The 21012-nt window shown below is 67.1% G+C and carries 20 protein-coding genes; 13 read left to right on the forward strand and 7 right to left on the reverse strand.

The window, feature by feature from the left end; genetic code table 11:
• The first annotated feature begins 271 nt into the window (after nucleotides 1-271).
• The 5 genes from J8I33_RS05630 to J8I33_RS05650 all read left to right on the forward strand — a co-directional run bounded on the left by J8I33_RS05630 (nucleotide 272) and on the right by J8I33_RS05650 (nucleotide 5399).
• Nucleotides 272-1114, forward strand: coding sequence for a MoxR family ATPase (locus J8I33_RS05630; protein ID WP_050018107.1), 843 nt, complete (start codon nucleotides 272-274; stop codon nucleotides 1112-1114).
• 21 nt (nucleotides 1115-1135) lie between these two features.
• On the forward strand, nucleotides 1136-2311 hold the full coding sequence (locus J8I33_RS05635) for a VWA domain-containing protein (protein WP_050018108.1): 1176 nt from the start codon (nucleotides 1136-1138) through the stop codon (nucleotides 2309-2311).
• Nucleotides 2312-2366: 55 nt separating this feature from the next.
• The gene (locus tag J8I33_RS05640) at nucleotides 2367-3578 is read left to right on the forward strand and encodes a benzoate/H(+) symporter BenE family transporter (protein WP_050018109.1); all 1212 of its coding nucleotides are present in this window, start codon (nucleotides 2367-2369) and stop codon (nucleotides 3576-3578) included.
• 168 nt (nucleotides 3579-3746) lie between these two features.
• Complete coding sequence (tal, locus tag J8I33_RS05645) at nucleotides 3747-4700, forward strand: transaldolase (RefSeq protein ID WP_050018123.1); 954 nt, start codon at nucleotides 3747-3749, stop codon at nucleotides 4698-4700.
• A gap of 243 nt (nucleotides 4701-4943) precedes the next feature.
• The gene (locus J8I33_RS05650; RefSeq protein WP_209933792.1) at nucleotides 4944-5399 is read left to right on the forward strand and encodes a VOC family protein; all 456 of its coding nucleotides are present in this window, start codon (nucleotides 4944-4946) and stop codon (nucleotides 5397-5399) included.
• Between the two features lie 89 nt (nucleotides 5400-5488).
• On the opposite strand, the gene J8I33_RS05655 is transcribed toward J8I33_RS05650, so the two are convergent.
• The 3 genes from J8I33_RS05655 to J8I33_RS05665 form a co-directional block, all read right to left on the reverse strand.
• A complete protein-coding gene (locus J8I33_RS05655) occupies nucleotides 5489-7039 on the reverse strand; it encodes a sodium:solute symporter family protein (protein ID WP_209933798.1) in 1551 nt (516 codons plus the stop codon).
• On the reverse strand, nucleotides 7036-7278 hold the full coding sequence (locus J8I33_RS05660; protein ID WP_129512670.1) for a DUF3311 domain-containing protein: 243 nt from the start codon (nucleotides 7276-7278) through the stop codon (nucleotides 7036-7038). The genes J8I33_RS05655 and J8I33_RS05660 overlap by 4 nt, the downstream gene beginning before the upstream one ends.
• 199 nt (nucleotides 7279-7477) lie before the next feature.
• Nucleotides 7478-8395, reverse strand: a complete 918-nt coding sequence (locus tag J8I33_RS05665) for a spermidine synthase (RefSeq protein WP_050018112.1) — start codon at nucleotides 8393-8395, stop codon at nucleotides 7478-7480.
• Nucleotides 8396-8681: 286 nt separating this feature from the next.
• Here J8I33_RS05665 and J8I33_RS05670 point away from each other — a divergent pair, with 286 nt between their 5' ends.
• The 3 genes from J8I33_RS05670 to J8I33_RS05680 all read left to right on the forward strand — a co-directional run bounded on the left by J8I33_RS05670 (nucleotide 8682) and on the right by J8I33_RS05680 (nucleotide 11721).
• The gene (locus J8I33_RS05670; protein WP_209933805.1) at nucleotides 8682-9944 is read left to right on the forward strand and encodes a glycosyltransferase family 87 protein; all 1263 of its coding nucleotides are present in this window, start codon (nucleotides 8682-8684) and stop codon (nucleotides 9942-9944) included.
• A gap of 202 nt (nucleotides 9945-10146) precedes the next feature.
• Nucleotides 10147-10842 carry a mobilization protein gene (locus J8I33_RS05675; RefSeq protein WP_209933810.1) on the forward strand — a complete coding sequence of 232 codons (696 nt, stop codon included), beginning with the start codon at nucleotides 10147-10149 and terminating at the stop codon, nucleotides 10840-10842.
• Nucleotides 10843-10917: 75 nt separating this feature from the next.
• The gene (locus J8I33_RS05680; RefSeq protein ID WP_050018114.1) at nucleotides 10918-11721 is read left to right on the forward strand and encodes a hypothetical protein; all 804 of its coding nucleotides are present in this window, start codon (nucleotides 10918-10920) and stop codon (nucleotides 11719-11721) included.
• 28 nt (nucleotides 11722-11749) lie between these two features.
• Here J8I33_RS05680 and J8I33_RS05685 read toward each other — a convergent pair whose 3' ends face one another.
• From J8I33_RS05685 to J8I33_RS05700, 4 genes are all read right to left on the reverse strand, one after another.
• Nucleotides 11750-12226 carry a DNA-deoxyinosine glycosylase gene (locus J8I33_RS05685; RefSeq protein ID WP_050018115.1) on the reverse strand — a complete coding sequence of 159 codons (477 nt, stop codon included), beginning with the start codon at nucleotides 12224-12226 and terminating at the stop codon, nucleotides 11750-11752.
• Complete coding sequence (locus J8I33_RS05690) at nucleotides 12226-12822, reverse strand: chorismate lyase (RefSeq protein WP_175978831.1); 597 nt, start codon at nucleotides 12820-12822, stop codon at nucleotides 12226-12228. Before J8I33_RS05690 ends, J8I33_RS05685 begins: the two co-directional genes overlap by 1 nt.
• An 8-nt stretch (nucleotides 12823-12830) precedes the next feature.
• A complete protein-coding gene (gene htpG / locus J8I33_RS05695) occupies nucleotides 12831-14729 on the reverse strand; it encodes a molecular chaperone HtpG (protein WP_050018116.1) in 1899 nt (632 codons plus the stop codon).
• Between the two features lie 186 nt (nucleotides 14730-14915).
• A complete protein-coding gene (locus tag J8I33_RS05700; protein ID WP_050018117.1) occupies nucleotides 14916-16376 on the reverse strand; it encodes a PLP-dependent aminotransferase family protein in 1461 nt (486 codons plus the stop codon).
• A gap of 230 nt (nucleotides 16377-16606) precedes the next feature.
• Between J8I33_RS05700 and J8I33_RS05705 the strand changes: the two genes are divergently transcribed.
• From J8I33_RS05705 to J8I33_RS05725, 5 genes are all read left to right on the forward strand, one after another.
• Nucleotides 16607-17299, forward strand: coding sequence for a VOC family protein (locus J8I33_RS05705; protein ID WP_209933818.1), 693 nt, complete (start codon nucleotides 16607-16609; stop codon nucleotides 17297-17299).
• 47 nt (nucleotides 17300-17346) lie between these two features.
• On the forward strand, nucleotides 17347-18255 hold the full coding sequence (locus J8I33_RS05710; RefSeq protein ID WP_124554820.1) for a DMT family transporter: 909 nt from the start codon (nucleotides 17347-17349) through the stop codon (nucleotides 18253-18255).
• Between the two features lie 165 nt (nucleotides 18256-18420).
• Nucleotides 18421-19602 carry a PLP-dependent aminotransferase family protein gene (locus tag J8I33_RS05715; RefSeq protein ID WP_050018120.1) on the forward strand — a complete coding sequence of 394 codons (1182 nt, stop codon included), beginning with the start codon at nucleotides 18421-18423 and terminating at the stop codon, nucleotides 19600-19602.
• A gap of 45 nt (nucleotides 19603-19647) precedes the next feature.
• On the forward strand, nucleotides 19648-20106 hold the full coding sequence (locus J8I33_RS05720) for a RidA family protein (RefSeq protein ID WP_006478174.1): 459 nt from the start codon (nucleotides 19648-19650) through the stop codon (nucleotides 20104-20106).
• Nucleotides 20107-20119: 13 nt separating this feature from the next.
• Nucleotides 20120-21004, forward strand: a complete 885-nt coding sequence (locus J8I33_RS05725) for a PhzF family phenazine biosynthesis protein (protein WP_124651413.1) — start codon at nucleotides 20120-20122, stop codon at nucleotides 21002-21004.
• Nucleotides 21005-21012 lie beyond the last annotated feature (8 nt).

Genomic DNA, 21012 nt, shown 5'->3' on the forward strand with positions numbered 1-21012 from the left:
TGTAACCTAGCTTGAGGGGAAACTGGCGCCGAAGCGGCAACGGCCCGCGCCGTTTTGCTTGTCGGTCGCCACGCAGGCCAAAAAAAACGGCCAGATTGTACCGCGTCGGCGGGGAATGCGTCCATACGGCGCCCCGGCGGGCCCCGCCACAGCCCCGCCACAGCCCCGCCACAGCCCCGCCACAGCCCCGCAACGATACGCGGGCGCGGCCCGCCCGGACAGCCCTTCTGACTTATACTGGGTTTTTTTCCCGTTGAAGAAGAGCGCCGCCATGCGTTTCGAAGGGTCCTCGCAGTACGTCGCCACCGACGATCTGAAGCTCGCGGTCAATGCCGCGCTGACGCTGCAGCGCCCGCTGCTGATCAAGGGCGAGCCCGGCACCGGCAAGACCATGCTCGCCGAGGAAGTGGCCGCCGCGCTCGGCATGCCGCTGCTGCAGTGGCACATCAAGTCGACCACCAAGGCGCAGCAGGGCCTGTACGAATACGACGCCGTGTCGCGGCTGCGCGATTCGCAGCTCGGCGACGCGCGCGTGAAGGACATCGCGAACTACATCGTCAAGGGCGTGCTGTGGCAGGCGTTCGACGCCGAGCAGCCGAGCGTGCTGCTGATCGACGAGATCGACAAGGCCGACATCGAATTCCCGAACGACCTGCTGCGCGAGCTCGACCGGATGGAGTTCCACGTGTACGAGACGCGCGAGACCATTCGCGCGAAGCACCGTCCGCTCGTCATCATCACGTCGAACAACGAGAAGGAGCTGCCCGACGCGTTCCTGCGCCGCTGCTTCTTCCATTACATCCAGTTTCCCGATCCGTCGACGATGCAGAAGATCGTCGCGGTGCATTTCCCGAACATCCGCGAGGAACTGCTGCGCGCGGCGCTCGAGAGCTTCTTCGAATTGCGCGGCGTGTCGGGGCTGAAGAAGAAGCCGTCGACGTCCGAGCTGCTCGACTGGCTGAAGCTGCTGCTCGCCGAGAACATCCCGGCCGACGCGCTGCGCAGTGCCGACGCGAAGCAGATCGTGCCGCCGCTCGCCGGCGCGCTGCTGAAGAACGAGCAGGATCTGAGCCTGCTCGAACGGCTCGTCTACATGAACCGGCACAACCGGTAACCCACCCGCGAAGGCCCGGCCATGCTGCTCAATTTCTTCTACGCGCTGCGCGCAGCCAAGCTGCCCGTCTCGGTGAAGGAATACCTGACGCTGCTCGAATCGCTGAAGGCCGGCCTGATCTCGCCGTCGATCGACGCGTTCTACTTCCTCGCGCGGATGACGCTCGTCAAGGACGAGCAGTACTTCGACAAGTTCGACCAGGCGTTCGGCGCGTATTTCCACGGCGTGTCCGCGCTGCCGTCCGAGGCGTTCGACATCCCGCTCGACTGGCTCGAGAAGCGCCTCGAGCGCGAGCTGTCGCCCGAGGAGAAGGCGCAGATCGAAGCGATGGGCGGCCTCGACAAGCTGATGGAGCGTTTGAAGGCGCTGCTCGACGAGCAGAAGGAACGCCACGAAGGCGGCAACAAGTGGATCGGCACCGGCGGCACGTCGCCGTTCGGGCACGGCGGCTACAACCCGGAAGGCGTGCGCATCGGCGGCCCGTCGAACGGCAACCGCACCGCGGTGAAGGTGTGGGAAGCGCGCGCGTACCGCGACTACGACGATTCGGTCGAGATCGGCACGCGCAACATCAAGGTCGCGCTGCGGCGGCTGCGCCGCTTCGCGCGCGAGGGCGCGGCCGAGGAGCTCGACCTGCCCGGCACGATCCGCAGCACGGCCGCGAACGCCGGCTGGCTCGACCTGCGGATGGTGCCCGAGCGCCACAACAACGTGAAGGTGCTGATGCTGCTCGACGTCGGCGGCTCGATGGACGACCACATCAAGCGCACGGAAGAGCTGTTCTCGGCCGCGAAGGCCGAATTCAAGCACCTCGAATTCTTCTACTTCCACAACTGCGTGTACGACCACCTGTGGAAGAACAACCGGCGCCGCCACTCGGAGCGCACCGCGACGTGGGACGTGCTGCACAAGTTCACGCCCGACTACAAGCTGATCTTCGTCGGCGACGCGACGATGAGCCCGTACGAAGTGCTGCAGCCCGGCGGCTCGGTCGAATACAACAACCCGGAAGCCGGCGCCGTGTGGCTGCGCCGCCTCGCCGACCAGTTCCCCCACCATGCATGGCTGAACCCCGAGCCCGAGCGGCTATGGGAATACCGGCAATCGGTCGCGATCATTCGCGACGTGCTCGGCCAGCGCATGTATCCGCTCACGCTCGCGGGCCTCGAAACCGCGATGCGCGCACTCAGCAAGTAACGACACCCACCCGCAGATACCCAGGCCGCATCCGAGCGGCCGCCCCGGAGAGAGCATGAACCCTTCGCCCACCGCGAGCGCGAGCCGCGCCGGCGGCCGCCGCTTTTTTGCCGATACGTCCGTGTCCACGCTCGTCGCCGGCTTCGTCGCGATGATGACCGGCTACACGAGTTCGCTCGTGCTGATGTTCCAGGCCGGCCGCGCCGCCCACCTCACCGATGCGCAGATCTCGTCGTGGATCTGGGCGCTGTCGATCGGCATGGCGCTGACGACCATCGGCCTGTCGCTGCGCTTTCGCGCGCCCGTCGTCGTCGCATGGTCGACGCCCGGCGCCGCGCTGCTGGTCGCGTCGCTGCCCGGCGTGCCCTACCCGGAGGCGATCGGCGCGTTCGTCGTGTGCGCGCTGCTGCTGACGGCCGTCGGCGTGAGCGGGCTGTTCGACACGCTGATGAAGCGCATTCCGGCCGGCATCGCGGCCGCGCTGCTCGCGGGCATCCTGTTCGAGATCGGCATCGAGATCTTCCGCGCCGCGCAGTTCCAGACCGCGCTCGTGCTCGCGATGTTCTTCACCTACCTGATCGTGAAGCGGCTCGCGCCGCGCTACGCGATTCCGACGACGCTGATCGTCGGCACGGCGGCGGCCGGCGGCCTCGGGCTGCTCGACTTCAGCCGCTTCCACATCGCGCTCGCGCAGCCCGTGCTCACGATGCCCGCATTCTCGATCGCGTCGATCGTCAGCATCGGCATTCCGCTGTTCGTCGTCGCGATGGCGTCGCAGAACGTGCCGGGCATCGCGGTGCTGCGCGCGGACGGCTATCAGACGCCTTCTTCGCCGCTGATCGCGACGACCGGCCTCGCGTCGCTGCTGCTCGCGCCGTTCGGCTCGCACGGCGTGAACCTCGCGGCGATCACGGCCGCGATCTGCACGGGCCCCGAAGCGCACGAGGATCGCGCGAAGCGCTACACGGCCGCCGTGTGGTGCGGCACGTTCTACCTGGTCGCCGGCATCTTCGGCGCGACGATCGCCGCGCTGTTCGCCGCGCTGCCGAAGGCGCTCGTCGTGTCGGTCGCCGCGCTCGCGCTGTTCGGCTCGATCATGAGCGGGCTCGCGAACGCGATGCAGGACGTGAAACAGCGCGAAGCGGCGCTCGTCACGTTCATGGTGACCGCATCGGGCCTCACGCTGCTGTCGATCGGCCCGGCGTTCTGGGGGCTCGTCGCGGGCGTCGTCACGCAGGTGATTCTGAACGCGCGACGCCCCGCGTGACGCGGCTCGCCGCCCGCCGCGGCGCGCGCCCGACGCGCCAAAACGTGCGCGACACGAATCGGGCCTAAAATGATGGATCGGAAGCGGCGCCCGGCGCCGCTTCGCTTCGCCGCCGCGCTCGCGCGGCCCGTGAGAACCCGGCGCCCCGCGCTCTTCTTCCGAATCGCCATGACTACCGCACTCGACCAGCTGAAGCAGTACACGACCGTCGTCGCCGACACGGGCGACTTCCAGCAGCTTGCGCAATACAAGCCGCAGGACGCGACCACGAACCCGTCGCTGATCCTGAAGGCCGTCCAGAAGGATGCGTACAAGCCGATCCTCGAGAAAACCGTCCGCGATCATCGCAACGAAAGCACCGATTTCATCATCGACCGCCTGCTGATCGCGTTCGGCACCGAAATCCTGAAACTGATCCCGGGCCGCGTGTCGACCGAGGTCGACGCACGCCTGTCATTCGACACGCAGCGCTCGATCGACAAGGGCCGCGAGCTCATCAAGCTGTACGAAGCGGCCGGCGTCGGGCGCGAGCGCATCCTGATCAAGCTCGCGTCGACGTGGGAAGGAATCCGTGCGGCCGAGGTGCTGCAGAAGGAAGGGATCAAGTGCAACATGACCCTGCTTTTCTCGCTCGTGCAGGCCGCCGCGTGCGCGGAAGCCGGCGCGCAACTGATCTCGCCGTTCGTCGGCCGCATCTACGACTGGTACAAGAAGCAGGCCGGCGCGGAATGGAACGAAGCGCGCGACGGCGGCGCGAACGATCCGGGCGTGCAGTCGGTGCGCCGCATCTACACGTACTACAAGACGTTCGGCTACAAGACCGAAGTGATGGGCGCGAGCTTCCGCACGACGAGCCAGATCACCGAGCTCGCCGGCTGCGACCTGCTGACGATCAGTCCCGATTTGCTGCAGAAGCTGCAGGAGAGCAACGACACGGTCGCACGCAAGCTGTCGCCGGACACGCTGCAGGACAAGCCGGCCGAGCGCGTCGCGATCGACGAGGCATCGTTCCGCTTCCAGCTGAACGACGAAGCGATGGCGACCGAAAAGCTCGCCGAAGGCATCCGCGTGTTCGCCGCCGACGCGGTGAAGCTCGAGAAGCTGATCGACGCGCTGCGCTGAATCGCGCCGCGCGTCAGCGGCTGTCAGCAAGCCTGACGACAGGCGTCAGCCCACGCGCTGAAAACGGCTGCGAATTTCGTGTTCGCAGCCGTTTTATTTTTCATTCCATCGTCAAGCGCGCGCACTACAATCCACGTCACGGGTACGACGGCCGCCTCCCGATGCACCCTTTTCCCCCAGTCAGTCTTGCACGACGCCACGCCAGCGCCGACGCGCCGGCATCGCACATTCCAGGAGACAACGATGCAAGTTCAACCGTACCTGACGTTCTACGGTCGTGCCGACGAAGCCCTTCAGTTCTACGAAAAGGCGCTCGGTGCGAAGACGATGTTCAAGATGCACTTCAAGGACGCCCCGCCGAATCCCGATTACCCGATGTCGCCGGAGATGGCCGACAAGGTGATGCACGCGAGCTTCATGATCGGCGAGTCGATGATCATGTGCTCGGACGGGGACTGCAGCCAGCCGGCGGGCGCCGCGCACGCCGGCTATTCGCTGTCGCTGAACCCCGCGACGGTCGACGAAGGCCAGAAGCTGTTCAATGCGCTCGCCGACGGCGGCGAAGTGACGATGCCGTTCGGCAAGACGTTCTGGGCGCTCGGCTTCGGGATGGCGAAGGATCGTTTCGGCGTGCACTGGATGGTCAACGTCGAGGATCTGTCGCAGCGCGAGGAACTCGCGAAACGCACGCAGGGCTGACGCAAGAACGAACGCCCGCCACCTTGCGGTGGCGGGCGTTTTCGTTGCTGCGCGACGCGTGCGCGGCACACGGCCGCGCACCGCCCGTATCAGCCCTCGACGACGTCGAGATAATCCTCCGGCCGCGTGCGATCCTCCGCATGCGTCATCCCCATCACGCGCACCAGCACGCTCACCGCCACCGACACCACCAGGTTCACGATCAGCGACCACACGGCCGCGTAGCCGGGAATCGCGAGGCCGAACAGGTGGATCGTGAAGATCGAGCTCGCCAGCTTCAGCGAGACCGCCATCCACGTGCCGCACACGATGCCGGCCGCCCAGCCGGCCAGCAGGCCGCGATGGTCGAGCACGCGCGTGTACAGGCCGAGCACGATCGCGGGCAGCGTCTGGATGATCCAGATCCCGCCGAGCAGTTGCAGCTGGATCGCGTAGGTCAGCGGCAGTCCGAGGATGAACGCCACCGCGCCGACTTTCACGATCAGCGATACGAGCTTCGCGACGTGCGTTTCCTGGTCGTGCGACATGTTGCGGTTCACGAACTCGCGATGGATGTTGCGCGTGTACAGGTTCGCGGCCGCGATCGACATGATCGCCGCCGGCACCAGTGCGCCGATGCCGATCGCCGCGAACGCGACGCCGACGAACCACGACGGGAAGTACTCGAGGAACAGCGCGGGCACCGCGAAGTTCGGGCCGAACGCCTTGAAGTACGGCGCGTACTGCGGCATGTCCTTCACGCCGGAGGCGAGCGCCATGTAGCCGAGCAGCGCGAGCAGGCCGAGCACGAACGAGTACGCGGGCAGCATCGCCATGTTGCGGCGGATCGAGTTGCCCGACGACGACGACAGGATCGCCGTGACCGAGTGCGGATACAGGAACAGCGCGAGCGCCGAGCCGATCGCGAGCGTCGCGTACGCGCTGTAGCCGTTCAGGCTCATCGCGTCGGGCGCCTTCAGCAGCAGCTTCGCGGTCGGCACCGCGGAGAAGATGTGCCCGAAACCGCCGAGCTTCGCGGGGATCACGATCACCGCGGCGGCGATCGTGACGTAGATCAGCACGTCCTTCACGATCGCGATCATCGCGGGCGCACGCAGCCCCGACGTGTACGTGTAGGCAGCGAGGATCGCGAACGCAATGATCAGCGGCAGATCGCCGACGAAGCCGGTCGTGTCGAAGCCAAGCGCGCCGATCACCACCTCGATGCCGACGAGCTGCAGCGCGATGTATGGCATCGTCGCCAGGATGCCCGTCACCGCGATCGCCAGCGCGAGCATCCGGCTGCCGTAGCGCGCATTGACGAAATCGGCGGCCGTCACGTAGCCGTGCCGCTTCGCGATGCTCCACAGCTTCGGGAACACGACGAACGCGAACGGATAGATCAGGATCGTGTACGGCAGCGCGAAGAAGCCCATCGCGCCGGCGCCGAACACGAGCGCGGGCACCGCGACGAACGTGTAGGCCGTGTAGAGATCGCCGCCGAGCAGGAACCACGTGACGATCGTGCCGAAGCGGCGTCCGCCGAGGCCCCATTCGTCGAGATGGGCAAGATCGCCGCGCCGCCAGTTCGCGGCCAGGAAACCGATGATCGTGACGCCGATGAACAGCAGGACGAAGACGAAGGTCGCGCCGAGATTCATTGCGCACCTCCCTGCGGGCCGCTCGCCTTCCATGCGTTCTTGGTCTTGAAATACACGAACGCGGTGATCACCGCGCTGATGAAGACCCACAGCAACTGGTACCAGTAGAAAAACGGAAAACCGAGCCATTGCGGTTCGATCTTGCTGTACGACGGTACCCAGACCATCGCGATCAGCGGCAGTACCAGCAGCCAGAGCCAGCGCTTGGCGGCCCGGTTGGCGTCGGCATCGTGAGCCATGACGTCTCCTCTTCTATCCCGGTTATCGATCTTGTTGAGCGGGTACGGCGCCGAGAGGAGCGGCAAAACGGGTAGGCTGCGGCTCCCCTGGCTTCGCGCCAGTATAGGAGCCGCGAGCACGCGGTCAAGCAGGGGCGAACCCGAGGTGATCCGCCCCTTGTCGTGCGGTTGCACCGGCCTGTCGCCGGTGCCTGCGACGTCAGATCGCGAACGCGGCGTCGCGTGCGCCGGTCGTGGCTTTCAAAGCTTTCACCCACTTGCGCGCGGGCAGCTTCAGCGTGTCCTCGATCAGCTTCGCGCGGGCTTCCAGTTGCGCGAACGGCACGTCGAGCGCGGGGCCCGAGAACGCGATCGCGATCCGGTTGCCGTCGTGCACTTCGGGCAGCGCGATCACGCGGTGATCGAACGCCGCGTTCAGGTGCTTCATGTTGCGCACGAAGCTCGGATGATCGCCGAACAGGTTGATCGTCGCGATGCCGGCGTCGGCGAGGCAGCCGCGCACCGCGCGATAGAACGCGACGCTGTCGAGCACGGGGCCGCGCGCGGTCGCGTCGTACAGGTCGATCTGGATCGCGCCGGTCGTGCCGCGGTTGGCCGGGTCGTTGACGAAATCCCATGCGTCGGCTTCGTGTACGACGAGGCGCGCGTCGTCGGGCGGCAGCGCGAACATCGTGCGCGCGGCGACGATCACGGCCGGGTTCAGCTCGACGGCCTCGACCTTCGCGTGCGGCAGGAAACGGTGCGAGAACTTGGTCAGCGCGCCGGTGCCGAGCCCGAGCTGGACGATCCGCCCGGGCGTTTCCAGGAACAGCAGCCACGCCATCATCTGCTGCGCGTATTCGAGCTCGATATGCAGCGGCTTCGAGATCCGCATCGCGCCCTGCACCCACTCGGTGCCGAAGTGCAGGAAGCGCACGCCGCCTTCTTCGGAGAACGTCACGGGCGCGAAGCGCGGCTTGCGCGGCGCTTCGAGCACCGGCACGTCGTCGTGTTCGTCGATGTCCGGGCGGCGCTTCACGCGCGGCGGCTGGAGTTTTTCCGAGCCGTTGTACGCGGACGGCTTGCGTTGCTTGAACGCGCGCGCCTCGGCGGACGCACGCTTGATCAGTCGGGTCATGTTGGTTGAATCTCGCTGGGTGATGCTGGATGACGCTGGATGAGCGGACGAGAGGATAGCATTGGTGGGGGGGCGGGGCCGCCGGCGGCGAGCGCGTCCGCCGCCGGTCCGCCTCGATGTTCCGGCCCATTCGACTGCTGATACGACGACGATCGACATCCGCGAAACCCGCCGCCAGCCCGATCCGGAACGCGATCGATCATTTACTTTCTTGCAATAAAAAGCCCGTTCGCCCGCCCGAACCTATGCCAAACTGAAACGGCATTCGGGGAGGCACACAGCGGCCATGACGCATACAGCGACGGACCACGCACCGCCAGATCGCCAGGGATGGCTCTCCAGAGAGCGGCTCGTCCTGTACAGCGCGGCGATCCTGGTGTTCCAGCTCGTGCTGCTGGGTATCTGGGCATTTTCGTACTGGGCGCTGCATCTGCCCGGCGTGCCGCCGCCGGGTATCGACTTCCGGGTATTCTGGAGCGCGTCTTTCGTTTCCCTCCACAGCGGGCCGCTCGCCGCTTTCGACCTTCACCAGATGTTCGCGACGGAAGCCCGATTGCTGCCCGACTTCCCGCCCGCGCAAATTTTCGCACCGTGGGTTTATCCGCCGACCTTCCAGTTGCCGGTTTATCTGCTGGCGCTGCTGCCCTATGCCGCTTCGTACAGTCTGTTCGTCAGCATCGGCATCGCAAGCGCGTTGGCGGCGTGCACGCTCGCGATGAAGGATCGCCCCCTGCCGTGGATCACGCTGCTCGCATTCCCTGGCATCTGGGTCGTGACGATCTGCGGGCAGAATTCCTTGCTGACCCTGGCGTTCGCTGCCGGCGCACTGGGATGGCTCGAACGACGACCTCTCGTCGCCGGCGTATGCGCCGGCATGCTCGTCATCAAACCGCAACTGGCGCTCCTGTTTCCGTTGCTGTTCCTCTGCGGCGGACATTTCCGCACGCTCGGCGCGATGGCCATCACGGCCGCGCTGTTCTGCGCGGTCAGTGCGCTGGTGCTCGGCGTGCCGCTGTGGATGCGCTTTTTCGACACGCTATCGTGGTTCAGCCAGTTGATCCTGGTGAACAATGCGGGCGGAATCTGGAGCGCGATGCCGACGCCGTTCGCGATGTCACGACGGCTGGGCGCCAGCCTGCCGACCGCCTTTGCCGTTCAGGCGGCCATCGCGATACCGGCCGTGATTGCGACCGCGGGTCTATGGGCGAGGAAGAAGCATGCAGACTTATGCGCGGCAGCGGCAATCGTCGCGACGCTACTGACCCAGCCGTACCTCATCTACTACGATCTCGCGTGGCTGCTTCTTGCGATCATTTACGTGTGCAAATACGACCGGACGACCCGCGCGCTCCGGTGGACGGACCATGCGGTCATCGCGTTGGCGTGGTTGCTGCCGGGGCTCTCGTTTTTCCTCGTGTTCAGGCCCGCGATGGGGCAACCGGGCGCCGTCCTGTTGCCGATATTTCTGATACTGATCGTCTACCGCGCATCGCTTCATCCCGCGGCTGACGTAACAACATCGGTGGCCGTACAGGAATCGTCCGGCTAGCGCGCCGGCTCGCCGGCCCACCGCTAGACAGCCGCCAGAACCGGTCGCCATTTTGTCCAATTTGACACCGGCGTCGATCAGCCAGCATGCTGCTGCGGCGCACGCATTTTCTTTCGACGTGACCGGTCGTACCGTAACGTCATCGAAGCCTGCCAACATCCGCTCTGACCATACCTGCTCCATCACACGGGATTTCGTAAGCATGAGTCACATCCACTTCATTGGCGGGGAAAAAGGCGGCGTCGGCAAATCGCTCGCAGCCCGCGTGCTGGCCCAGTATTTCATCGATCGCAGCATGCCCTTCGTGGGCTTCGATACCGACCGATCGCACGGCGCGCTACTGCGGTTCTATGCCGATTTTGCCGCGCCTGCCGCGCTCGACCAGCACGACAGCCTCGATCCGGTCATGGAATCCGCGCTCGAAGATCCGCAGCGGCGCATACTGGTCGATCTCGCGGCCCAGACGCGGCAGCCGCTCGCCAAGTGGCTCGACGATTCGGACATAGTCGCTTTTGCAGAAGAACACGGCCTCACGTTGACGTGGTGGCACGTGATGGACACCGGACGCGATTCGGTCGATCTGCTGCGGCAATGGCTCGACGAATTCGGTGGACGAATCAAGCTGGTGCTGGTGCTGAATGAAGTCCGCGGCGATCGCTTCGAGATTCTGGAGGCATCCGGCGAACGCGAGCGGGCCGAAGCCCTTGGCGCCAGCGTGATTACGCTGCGCCGCCTGCCCGATACGACGATGCAGAAGATCGATCGACAAAGCGCGAGCTTCTGGGCCGCGGTCAATCATCCCGACCGCGCCGCCACGGGGCTCGGCTTGCTGGAGCGGCAGCGCGTCAAGGTCTGGTTGCATCGTACTTACGAGGCGCTGGGCACGCTCGCGTTGTAGCGCGGGCCCCGCCGACGGCGCGGCGTGTGCAGCGAGTGGCTCGAATGGCTCATGCCGGGAAAACCTGGAGGTTCAATGGCCGATCACGACAGACTGCATCCACTCCGTCCGTTCCTGAAAAACTGGGTTTGGGAGCACGGTCGAATCGGGACGCGCTATCTGGACTGCGTCGATGGCGAAATCAAGTTCGACGAAGGCAAGAAATCGCATTTCGCTGCGGAGCAATATACCTACGTGCCGCTGGGCAAGAACGCCGACGACGACGCATCCGCGGACGGTCCCGCGATCCACGAGGCGGGACTTGCCCGCTTTTTGCGGGCGGCGCAGATGGGCACGCCCGGGGAAGCCGGTTCCGTGGCGGAGGTTCAGCGCGCCGTGCAGGATTGCGTGGAGATCGGCCTGTTCAGCGCGTATCAATGGGAGGCTCGCCAGGCATTGGCCCGCTACGCGCAGGAACCCATGTTCGAGGACGAGATCCGCGCGGCGGTTGTCGACGACGTCCGGCGAACTTACGTCGGCATGCGAGAACAGCTGGCGCTGTACGATTTCAGCGTGCTCTACGGCTTGCCCACGCCGCTGCTGATCAGCGACACACCGTTCATCGACTGGCGCGTGACGACCAGTCCGGCACTTCCGTTCGTATCGCTTCCGCTGGGACCATACTGCCTGCTGGTAGGCGCGCCGTCGGGCAGGAGTAGCCGAATCGGCCCGGTGGTCTGGAAGGCCGCTGCCGCGATGGGGCCGTTGAAGGACCACAATCGCCAGATCGAGAAGCATGCACGTCTGTGGCTGGTGGCGACCACCGATGATCAACTCGTCGCTGCACAAAGTCGCATTGCGTCGACCACGGGCGCCAGGCAAGGCGCGGCGAAGCCCTGACCGGGAGAGACTCGGAATCCAACGCGTCTCAGGCGCGAAGTGCGCGCCAAAGCACCAGCTTCTGCTCGAACGACAACATCGCATTCGCCGGGCTCGACGAAGGCAACACGAGGGTTTCATAACCCGCCGCGCCGATCACATCGGCAAACCGCCCTGCCGTCTTGCCGTTGAAGCACACGCGCTTGAGCAACGGCGCATGCTCGCGCAACGAATCGAAATCGTTCGGCTTCGCATTCCTGATCGCGGAATCGAGACTGCCCTGTCGATGGCACGCATCGAGCACATCCCAGATGCCGATGCCGTGCGACAGCACGCGTTCGAGCCGTACGTCATACGCGAGCTCATGCAGCCCCGGCTCGCCGAGCACCGCACCCAACAATCGCCAGAACTGGTTGCGCGGATGCGCGTAGTACTGCGCGGCGTCGAGCGACGCCTCGCCCGGAAAGCTGCCGAGGATCATCGTGTGCGTATCCGGCGCGACGACCGGCGGAAAACCTTGCAGCATCACACGTCTCCGTGCGACCCGACCGATCGCGGCCCGTCGCCGTGCGCGGCGAGATGGCGCCACAGCGTCGGCAGCATGCACTCGGTGACCATCAGCGGCTTGCCGTGCCGCTGGAACACCGAGCGCCGCGCGGCAAACGCATGCGGCGCGCGCGCGCCCTGCAACGCATGGCTCGCGAGCGCATACAGCGGATGACCGGCGATCACGCGCCGGCTCACGAGCGCCGAGCGCTCGACCTGCGGATCGCTGTACAGCAGCTCCGCGAGCGGCCGCGTGCGCAGCCGCCGCATCGCCTGCCACACGCCCTTGCTGGCCGCGAGCGGCGCGATGCTGTGCGCGGCGACGTACGGCGTGCCGTCGACCGACAGGATCACCTCGCGCACCCACATCGGCGCGCGCGGCGAGCTGGCTAGCGCGTCGGGCTCGTCGAACCACGGCGCGTCGACGGCCTCGCGCGTCACGCGCACGGTCACGCGGCCGAGCCGCGCGAGGTGCGCGGTCAGCGATCCGCCGCGCGTCAGCCAGTCGCGCTGGTCGAGCGTGCAGCCAGGCCGCGGCGTCTCGCGCCAGCCGGCCTGTGCGCCGTCGAATCGCATGCGCGCGTTCACGCGGCCCGCGACAGCAGCAGCGCGTTGGTCCGCTTCACGAAGCTCGCCGGATCGTCGAGCATGCCGCCTTCGGCCAACAGCGCCTGATCGAACAGCAGATGGCACCAGTCGCCGAAATCGGCGCTGTCGGCGTTCAGCTGCTTCACGAGCGCGTGCTCCGGGTTGATCTCGAGGATCGGCTGCATCGCCGGTGCGTTCTGGCCGGCCGCCTTCAGCATCCGCTGCAGGTAGCCGCTCATGTCGTTGTCGTCCGCGACGAGACACGACGGCGAATCGGTCAGGCGGAACGTGACGCGCACTTCCTTCACCTTGTCGCCGAGCGCTTCCTTCATCTTCTCGACGACCGGCTTGATCGCCTCGCCGGCCTGCTCCTGCGCCTTCTTCTCCTCGTCGTTCAGTTCGCCGAGATCGAGATCGCCGCGCGCCACGCTCGCGAGCGGCTTGCCGTCGAATTCGTGCAGGAACGACAGCATCCATTCGTCGACGCGGTCGGTCAGCAGCAGCACCTCGACGCCCTTCTTGCGGAACACTTCGAGATGCGGGCTGTTCTTCGCGGCCTGCCACGTATCGGCGGTCACGTAGTAGATCTTGCTCTGCTCAGGCTTCATGCGCGACACGTAGTCGGCGAGCGACACGTCCTGCGCGTCGGTGTCGCCGTGCGTCGACGCGAAGCGCAGCAGCTTCGCGATGCGCTCGCGGTTCGCGTGATCCTCGCCCAGGCCTTCCTTCAGCACCTGGCCGAACGCGCCCCAGAACGTCTTGTACTTCTCCTTGCCGACATCGTCTTCCGCGTTCGCGAGCTCCTCGAGCATCGACAGCGCACGCTTGGTCACGCCTTCGCGGATCGCCTTCACGTCGCGGCTTTCCTGCAGAATCTCGCGCGACACGTTCAGCGGCAGGTCGGCCGAATCGACGACGCCCTTCACGAAGCGCAGGTACTGCGGCAGCAGCTGCTCGGCGTCGTCCATGATGAACACGCGCTTCACGTACAGCTTCAGGCCGCCGCGATAGTCGCGGTTCCACAGGTCGAACGGCGCGTGCGCCGGCACGAACAGCAGCTGCGTGTATTCGCTGCGACCCTCGACGCGGTTATGCGTCCACGTGAGCGGATCCTGGTGATCGTGCGCGATGTGCTGGTAGAACTGCGTGTACTGCTCGTCGGTGACGTCGCTCTTCGAGCGCGTCCACAGCGCGCTCGCCTGGTTGACGGTCTCGTCCTCGTCCTTCAGGACCATCTCGCCCTTTTCCTGATCCCACTCTTCCTTGCGCATCAGGATCGGCAGCGCGATGTGGTCGGAGTACTTCTGGATGATCGACTTCAGGCGATGCGACGACAGCAGCTCGTCCTCGCCTTCGCGCAGGTGCAGCGTGATCGTCGTGCCGCGCTGCGCGCGCTCGATCGCGTCGATCGTGAAATCGCCCTCGCCCGCGCTTTCCCAGCGCACGGCTTCATTCGCCGGCAGGCCCGCGCGGCGCGTTTCGACAGTGATCTTGTCGGCGACGATGAAGCCCGAGTAGAAGCCGACGCCGAACTGGCCGATCAGCGCCGCGTCCTTCTGCTGATCGCCCGACAGCTTCGTGAAGAACTCCTTGGTGCCCGAACGCGCGATCGTGCCGAGGTTCGCGATCGCCTCGTCGCGGCTCATCCCGATGCCGTTGTCGTCGATCGTGATCGTGCGCGCGGTCTTGTCGAAGCCGATGCGGATGCGCAGGTTCGGATCGTTCTCGTACAGCGCGCTGTCCGCGAGCCCTTCGAAACGCAGCTTGTCGGCCGCGTCGGACGCATTCGACACCAGTTCGCGCAGGAAGATTTCCTTGTTGCTGTAGAGCGAATGGATCATCAGGTGGAGGAGTTGCTTGACCTCTGCCTGAAAGCTCATCGTTTCGTGTGCCATGGATGCTGTTTCCTCTTACTTGAACTGGAAAGGGGTGACGCCGGCGCCCGGCGCGCGATGCCGGCGGACCCATGAAGGACGGCCCGTCTGGGACGGCCCGGTTGGGACGACCGCCTGGCGCCAGCGGTTTGCGCGCGTATCTGGGGACGGCGCCGGGCATTTCAAGAGCCGGCCGGCCGCGCCGCGTCACGACGCGCGCCGCACCGCCGAATCGATATAACGCGCCAGCAGCCCCGGCAGCGCCGGATCGCCGCAATTCGCGACGTTGAAGCGCATCCACGTGGACGGCGATTGCTGCGGCGAGAACAGGCTGCCCGGCGTCAGCAGGAAGCCGGCTTCGTGCGCGACCGCCGCGAGCGCGTCCGAATCGACGCCCGTGTCGGCCCACAGGAACATCCCGGCCGCCGGCATCGTGAAGAGCCCGAGCCCCGTGCGCTCGAGCATCCGCGCGGTCTTGTCGCGCACGCCGTCGAGCCGCGCGCGCAGCCGCTCGACGTGGCGCCGGTAATGCCCTTCGGTCAGGATCTTGTACAGCACGCGCTCGTTGAGCTCGGGCGTCGTCATCCCGACCAGCATCTTCTGGTCGGTGACGGCCTTCGCGATCTCCGGCGCGCAGGCCACGTAGCCGACCCGCAGGTTCGCCGCGAGCGTCTTCGAATAGCTGCCGAGATAGATCACGCGCTTCAACTGGTCGAGGCTCGCCAAGCGCGTGGCCGGGTAGCTCGGCGGGCACAGGTCGCCGTACACGTCGTCCTCGACGACGAGGAAATCGTAGGCCTCCGCGAGCTTCAGGATCCGGAACGCCTGCGCGGCCGACAGCGACGTGCCGGTCGGGTTCTGCAGCACCGAGTTGATCACGAGCATCTTCGGCCGCCACATCTGCACCAGGGTTTCGAGCGCGTCGAGGTCGGGGCCGTCGGGCGTATACGGCATCCCGACGAGTTGCGCGCCCTGCGCCGCGAAACGGCCGAACATCTGGAACCACGCGGGATCGCCGACGATCACCGCATCGCCCGGCCGCATGTAGATCCGCGAGATCAGGTCGATCGCCTGCGTGATGCCGGAAACCAGCACGATCTGTTCGGGCTTCGCGCCGATCTCGACTTCGGCGAGGCGCGTCTGCAGTTGCTGGCGCAGCGGCAGGAAGCCCTGCGCGGTGCCGAAGCCGAGCATCTGCGCGCCCGACTGGCGCCCGAGCGCGCGCAGCGCGCCGGTGATCAGCTCGCCGTCGAGCCAGCGGCCCGGCAGGTAGCCGAGGCCCGGGCCCTTCTCCGGGCTGACGGTGTGCAGCATGTTGCGCAGCAGCCAGACGACGTCGATCGTGTTGTGCACGGGCGCGGCCTCGGCCGTGCGCGCGACGCCGTCGGCCGGCTGCGGGCCGGCGCCCGTGCGCTCGCGCACGTAGAAGCCGGAGCCGCGCCGCGAGTCGAGGTAGCCCTGCGCGACGAGGCGCTCGTAGGCCTCGACGACGGTGAAGCGCGACACGCTCTTGTCGAGCGCGAGCTTGCGGATCGACGGCATGCGCATGCCGGGACGGAACACGCGCTCGTCGATACGCCGCCGCGCCCACTGGACCAGCTGGTCGACGAGCGTGAGCGTGGCCGTGTCGTGCGGCGCGGGAATCTGGGCGAGTGGGACGGTGGACATGGGCGGCAGCTCCAACTGTACCGAAGGCTATCGCGCCGATTGTACCGTTACTGTGCCGGTAGCGACGATTACAGTTGACCGGAATGGCGATCGTGCGGCCGCCGGTCCGACCCAGCCACACGTGGCGCTGCGCCCGCCGGCCCGCGTCGCGGCCGGTGCGCCGGCTGGTCCGGCCCCCGTCCGGCCCGTCGCCCGCCTACCATGACACTTTCGCTTCCCGACCGACGCTCATGCCAGCCCGCTCCCTGACACTCGACCATCTCGTGATCGCCGCGCGCACCCTCGACGAAGGCGTGCGCCATGTCGCCGACGCGCTCGGCATCGAACCGGCCGGCGGCGGCCGCCACCCGCTGATGCGGACCCACAATGCGCTGTTCGGCGCGTGGGGCGGGCTCTACCTCGAAGTGATCGCGATCGACCCCGACACGCCCGCGCCGGGCGACGAGGCGAAGCCGCCGCGCGCGCGGCTGTTCGAGCTCGACGACCCGTCGATGCACGCGCGACTCGCGCAAGGCCCGTTTCTCGCGCACTGGGTCGCGCGCGTCGACCGCCCGCGCCAGCTTGTGCTGTGGCAGCGCCAGTACCCGGCCCGCATCGCACCCGTCGTCGCGATGCGGCGCGGCGACCTGAGCTGGGGCCTCACGGTGCCCGACGACGGCAGCTTCCCCGCGTGGCAAGGCGCGGGCGACGGCCTCGTGCCGTCGCTGATCCAGTGGGACAGCCCGCGCCATCCGGCCGAATCGCTGCCGAACGACGGCGTCGCGCTGAAGGCGCTCAAGGGCGTCCACCCGCATGCGGATACGATCCGCGAGCAGCTCGACTGGCTCGGCGCCGCCCACCTGCTCGACGTCGAATCCACCGACGGCCCACCGGCGCTCGTCGCCGAATTCGACACGCCGCAGGGCGCGCGCACGCTGCGCTGAGCGCCCACCCGATCACAACCACCCTGCAAGACGGAGACACCCACGACATGAATTCGCGCGAAACCCGGGGCATGCTGCTCGGCCTGATCGGCGTGATGATCTTCAGCCTGACGCTGCCGATGACGCGGATCGTCGTCTCCGAACTCAATCCGCTGCTCAACGGGCTCGGCCGCGCGCTCGCCGCCGCCGTGCCGGCCGGCCTGCTGCTGTGGTGGCGCCGCGAGCGGCTGCCGACCCGCGCGCAACTGAAGAGCCTCGCGATCACGTCGGCCGGCGTGATCATCGCGTATCCGGTGTTCTCCGCATGGGCGATGAAATCGGTACCGGCCTCGCACGGCGCGGTGGTCAACGGGCTGCAACCGCTGTTCGTCGCGCTGTATGCGGCGTGGCTGTCGCACGAACGGCCGTCGAAGGCGTTCTGGGCCAGCGCGGTGGCCGGCAGCGCGCTCGTGATCGCGTTCGCGCTGCGCGACGGCGGCGGCACCGTGCAGGCCGGCGACGCGCTGATGCTCGTCGCGGTCGGCATCGGCGCGCTCGGCTATGCGGAAGGCGCGCGCCTCGCGCGCCAGATCGGCGGCTGGCAGGTGATCTGCTGGGCGCTCGTCGTGTCGGCGCCGTTCCTCGTGCTGCCGGTCGGCTGGCTCGCTTGGATGCAGCACGCCGCGCATCCAGGCCCGCTCGCGCTGCGCACGTGGCTCGCGTTCGGCTACGTGACCCTCTTTTCGCAATTCATCGGCTTTTTCGCGTGGTACGCGGGGCTCGCGATGGGCGGCACCGCGCGCGTCGGCCAGGTGCAACTGCTGCAGATCTTCTTCACGATCGCCTTTTCCGCGCTGCTGTTCGGCGAAACGGTCACGTCGTCGACGTGGCTGTTCGCGGCTGCCGTGATCGCGACCGTGGTGCTCGGGCGCCGCTCGGCGGTCGCCACGGCGCCGCGTCCCGCTCGCGCCGGCTGATGAGCTGCGCCATAATGGACGTTTTGCCTGATCGGTTTTGCCTGACTGGCCGTGCTTACCCAGCCGCGAAGGCTTCATCGTGCCCGTACTGCCCACCCGGCAGCGTCGAAGCGATGCGCCCGAACGACCTTTCTTGACTGACCACGATATCCGAACGAGGAGACTATGAATCCGAACGACCTGCATCCGCCGCACTGGCAGCTTTCCGAACGCGCCCGCAAGCTGACGAGCTCCGCGATCCGCGAGATCCTGAAGGTCACGGAACGCCCCGAGGTCATCTCGTTCGCCGGCGGCCTGCCCGCCCCCGCGACGTTCCCGGCGGAACGCATGCGCGCCGCCGCCGACCGCGTGCTGCGCGACGCGCCGGCCGCCGCGCTTCAGTACAGCGCGACCGAAGGCTACCTGCCGCTGCGCGAATGGATCGCCGAGCGCTACAGCGTGCGCGTGTCGCAGGTGCTGATCACGACCGGCTCGCAGCAGGCGCTCGACCTGCTCGGCAAGGCGCTGATCGACCCGGACAGCCCGATCCTCGTCGAAACCCCGACCTACCTCGGCGCGCTGCAATCGTTCTCGCTGTACGAGCCGCGCTACGTGCAGGTGCCCACCGACGAGCAGGGCCTGCTGCCGGAAGGTCTCACCCCCGAACTCACGCAAGGCGCGCGCCTGCTGTACGCGCAGCCGAACTTCCAGAACCCGACCGGCCGCCGCCTGCCCGTCGAGCGCCGCCGCGCGCTCGCCGCGTTCGCGCAGTCGAGCCCGTTCCCGGTGCTGGAGGACGATCCGTACGGCGCGCTGAACTACCAGGGCGAGCCGCTGCCGACGATGCTGTCGATGGCGCCCGACCACGTCGTGCACCTCGGCACGTTCTCGAAGGTGCTCGCGCCGGGCCTGCGGATCGGCTACATCATCGCGCCCGAGGAACTCCACTTCAAGCTCGTGCAGGCCAAGCAGGCCACCGACCTGCACACGCCGACGCTCACGCAGCGCATCGCGCACGAAGTGATCAAGGACGGCTTCCTCGACGAGCACATCCCGACGATCCGCGAGCTGTACAGCGCGCAGTGCGACGCGATGCTCGGCGCGCTCGCGCGCCACATGCCGGAAGGCGTCACGTGGAACCGCCCGGAAGGCGGGATGTTCATCTGGGTGAACCTGCCCGCGCAGATCGACAGCATGAAGCTGCTCGCCGCGGCCGTCGACAACCACGTCGCCTTCGTGCCGGGCGCGCCGTTCTTCGCGGAGAACGCGCAGCAGAACACGCTGCGCCTGTCGTTCGTGACGGTGCCGCCCGAAAAGATCGAGGAAGGCGTCGCGCGCCTCGGCAAGCTGCTGCGCGAGCGCCTCTGATCCCCCTTTTTTCCCTGTCACGACTCTCTACGAGGAATCGAACGCATGGCTAACGTCTACGACAAACTGAAGTCGCTCGGCATCGAGCTCCCGACCGCCGGCGCACCGGCCGCGGCCTACGTGATGAGCGCGCAAAGCGGCAACACGGTCTACCTGTCGGGCCACATCGCGAAGAAGGACGGCAAGGTCTGGGCCGGCAAGCTCGGCGCCGATCTCCAAACGGAAGACGGCAAGGCGGCCGCGCGCTCGATCGCGATCGACCTGCTCGCCACCCTGCACGCGCACACCGGCGACCTGAACAAGGTCACGCGCATCGTCAAGCTGATGAGCCTCGTCAACTCGACGCTCGACTTCACCGAACAGCACGTCGTGACGAACGGCGCATCGGAGCTGATCGCCGAAGTGTTCGGCGACGCGGGCAAGCATGCGCGCTCGGCGTTCGGCGTCGCGCAGATCCCGCTCGGCGCGTGCGTCGAGATCGAGCTGATCGCCGAAGTCGCGTAACGGGCGCCGCGCGATGCCCGGCCGTCTCGTTCGTTTCAAGCAGGTCGACGTGTTCACGTCGGTGCCGTTCAAGGGCAATCCGCTCGCCGTGGTGTTCGACGCCGATTCGCTCGGCGACGACGCGATGCTCGAGATCGCCCGCTGGACGAACCTGTCGGAAACGACGTTTCTCTGCACGCCGACCGATCCGGAAGCCGACTATCGCGTACGGATCTTCACGACGGGCGGCGAACTGCCGTTCGCCGGCCACCCGACGCTCGGCACCGCGCATGCGTTCCTCGAAAGCGGCGCGCGGCCGCGCACGCCGGGCCGGCTGATCCAGCAGTGCGGGGTCGGCCGCGTCGCGCTGCGCGAGCAGGCCGACGGCTGGGCGTTCGCCGCGCCGCCGGCACGCGTCACGCCGCTCGACCGTTCGGACTACGCGGTACTGGCCGCCGCGCTGCGCAGCGACGCGCTCGACCTGGACGCCGAGCCGTGCGCGGTGGACAACGGCGCGCCGTGGCTGGTCGTGCGGCTGAAGTCGGCCGACGCGTGCATCGGCCTGTCGCCCGATCCGGCCGCACTGGCGGCGCTGACCCACCGCTACGGCGTGGACGGCCTCGCCGCCTACGCGCCGCATGCCGAAGGCGGCCCCGCGACGTTCGAGATCCGCTGCCTGATGACGGGCGGCAAGTTCGGCATCCCCGGCGAGGACCCCGTCACCGGCAGCGCGAACGCCGCGCTGGCCGGGCTGCTGACGCGGCAGGAACGCCGCCCCGGCCCGTCGTATACGGCCCGCCAGGGCACGGCGATCGGCCGCGACGGCCGCATCTTCGTCAACTACGACGCGGACGGCACGACCTGGATCGGCGGTGACGTCGTCACGGTCGTCGACGGCACGTTCCGGTCGCCCGACTGACATTTCGC

The organism is Burkholderia sp. AcTa6-5 (assembly GCF_017815075.1).
Lineage (GTDB): Bacteria > Pseudomonadota > Gammaproteobacteria > Burkholderiales > Burkholderiaceae > Burkholderia > Burkholderia sola.

Excerpts from the sequence above, each read along its gene's own strand:
- J8I33_RS05630 (WP_050018107.1), top strand. The coding sequence starts at position 272 with ATGCGTTTCGAAGGGTCCTCGCAGTACGTCGCCACCGACGATCTGAAG.
- J8I33_RS05635 (WP_050018108.1), top strand. The coding sequence starts at position 1,136 with ATGCTGCTCAATTTCTTCTACGCGCTGCGCGCAGCCAAGCTGCCCGTC.
- J8I33_RS05640 (WP_050018109.1), top strand. The coding sequence starts at position 2,367 with ATGAACCCTTCGCCCACCGCGAGCGCGAGCCGCGCCGGCGGCCGCCGC.
- tal (WP_050018123.1), top strand. The coding sequence starts at position 3,747 with ATGACTACCGCACTCGACCAGCTGAAGCAGTACACGACCGTCGTCGCC.
- J8I33_RS05650 (WP_209933792.1), top strand. The coding sequence starts at position 4,944 with ATGCAAGTTCAACCGTACCTGACGTTCTACGGTCGTGCCGACGAAGCC.
- J8I33_RS05655 (WP_209933798.1), bottom strand. The coding sequence starts at position 7,039 with ATGAATCTCGGCGCGACCTTCGTCTTCGTCCTGCTGTTCATCGGCGTC.
- J8I33_RS05660 (WP_129512670.1), bottom strand. The coding sequence starts at position 7,278 with ATGGCTCACGATGCCGACGCCAACCGGGCCGCCAAGCGCTGGCTCTGG.
- J8I33_RS05665 (WP_050018112.1), bottom strand. The coding sequence starts at position 8,395 with ATGACCCGACTGATCAAGCGTGCGTCCGCCGAGGCGCGCGCGTTCAAG.
- J8I33_RS05670 (WP_209933805.1), top strand. The coding sequence starts at position 8,682 with ATGACGCATACAGCGACGGACCACGCACCGCCAGATCGCCAGGGATGG.
- J8I33_RS05675 (WP_209933810.1), top strand. The coding sequence starts at position 10,147 with ATGAGTCACATCCACTTCATTGGCGGGGAAAAAGGCGGCGTCGGCAAA.
- J8I33_RS05680 (WP_050018114.1), top strand. The coding sequence starts at position 10,918 with ATGGCCGATCACGACAGACTGCATCCACTCCGTCCGTTCCTGAAAAAC.
- J8I33_RS05685 (WP_050018115.1), bottom strand. The coding sequence starts at position 12,226 with ATGCTGCAAGGTTTTCCGCCGGTCGTCGCGCCGGATACGCACACGATG.
- J8I33_RS05690 (WP_175978831.1), bottom strand. The coding sequence starts at position 12,822 with ATGCGATTCGACGGCGCACAGGCCGGCTGGCGCGAGACGCCGCGGCCT.
- htpG (WP_050018116.1), bottom strand. The coding sequence starts at position 14,729 with ATGGCACACGAAACGATGAGCTTTCAGGCAGAGGTCAAGCAACTCCTC.
- J8I33_RS05700 (WP_050018117.1), bottom strand. The coding sequence starts at position 16,376 with ATGTCCACCGTCCCACTCGCCCAGATTCCCGCGCCGCACGACACGGCC.
- J8I33_RS05705 (WP_209933818.1), top strand. The coding sequence starts at position 16,607 with ATGCCAGCCCGCTCCCTGACACTCGACCATCTCGTGATCGCCGCGCGC.
- J8I33_RS05710 (WP_124554820.1), top strand. The coding sequence starts at position 17,347 with ATGAATTCGCGCGAAACCCGGGGCATGCTGCTCGGCCTGATCGGCGTG.
- J8I33_RS05715 (WP_050018120.1), top strand. The coding sequence starts at position 18,421 with ATGAATCCGAACGACCTGCATCCGCCGCACTGGCAGCTTTCCGAACGC.
- J8I33_RS05720 (WP_006478174.1), top strand. The coding sequence starts at position 19,648 with ATGGCTAACGTCTACGACAAACTGAAGTCGCTCGGCATCGAGCTCCCG.
- J8I33_RS05725 (WP_124651413.1), top strand. The coding sequence starts at position 20,120 with ATGCCCGGCCGTCTCGTTCGTTTCAAGCAGGTCGACGTGTTCACGTCG.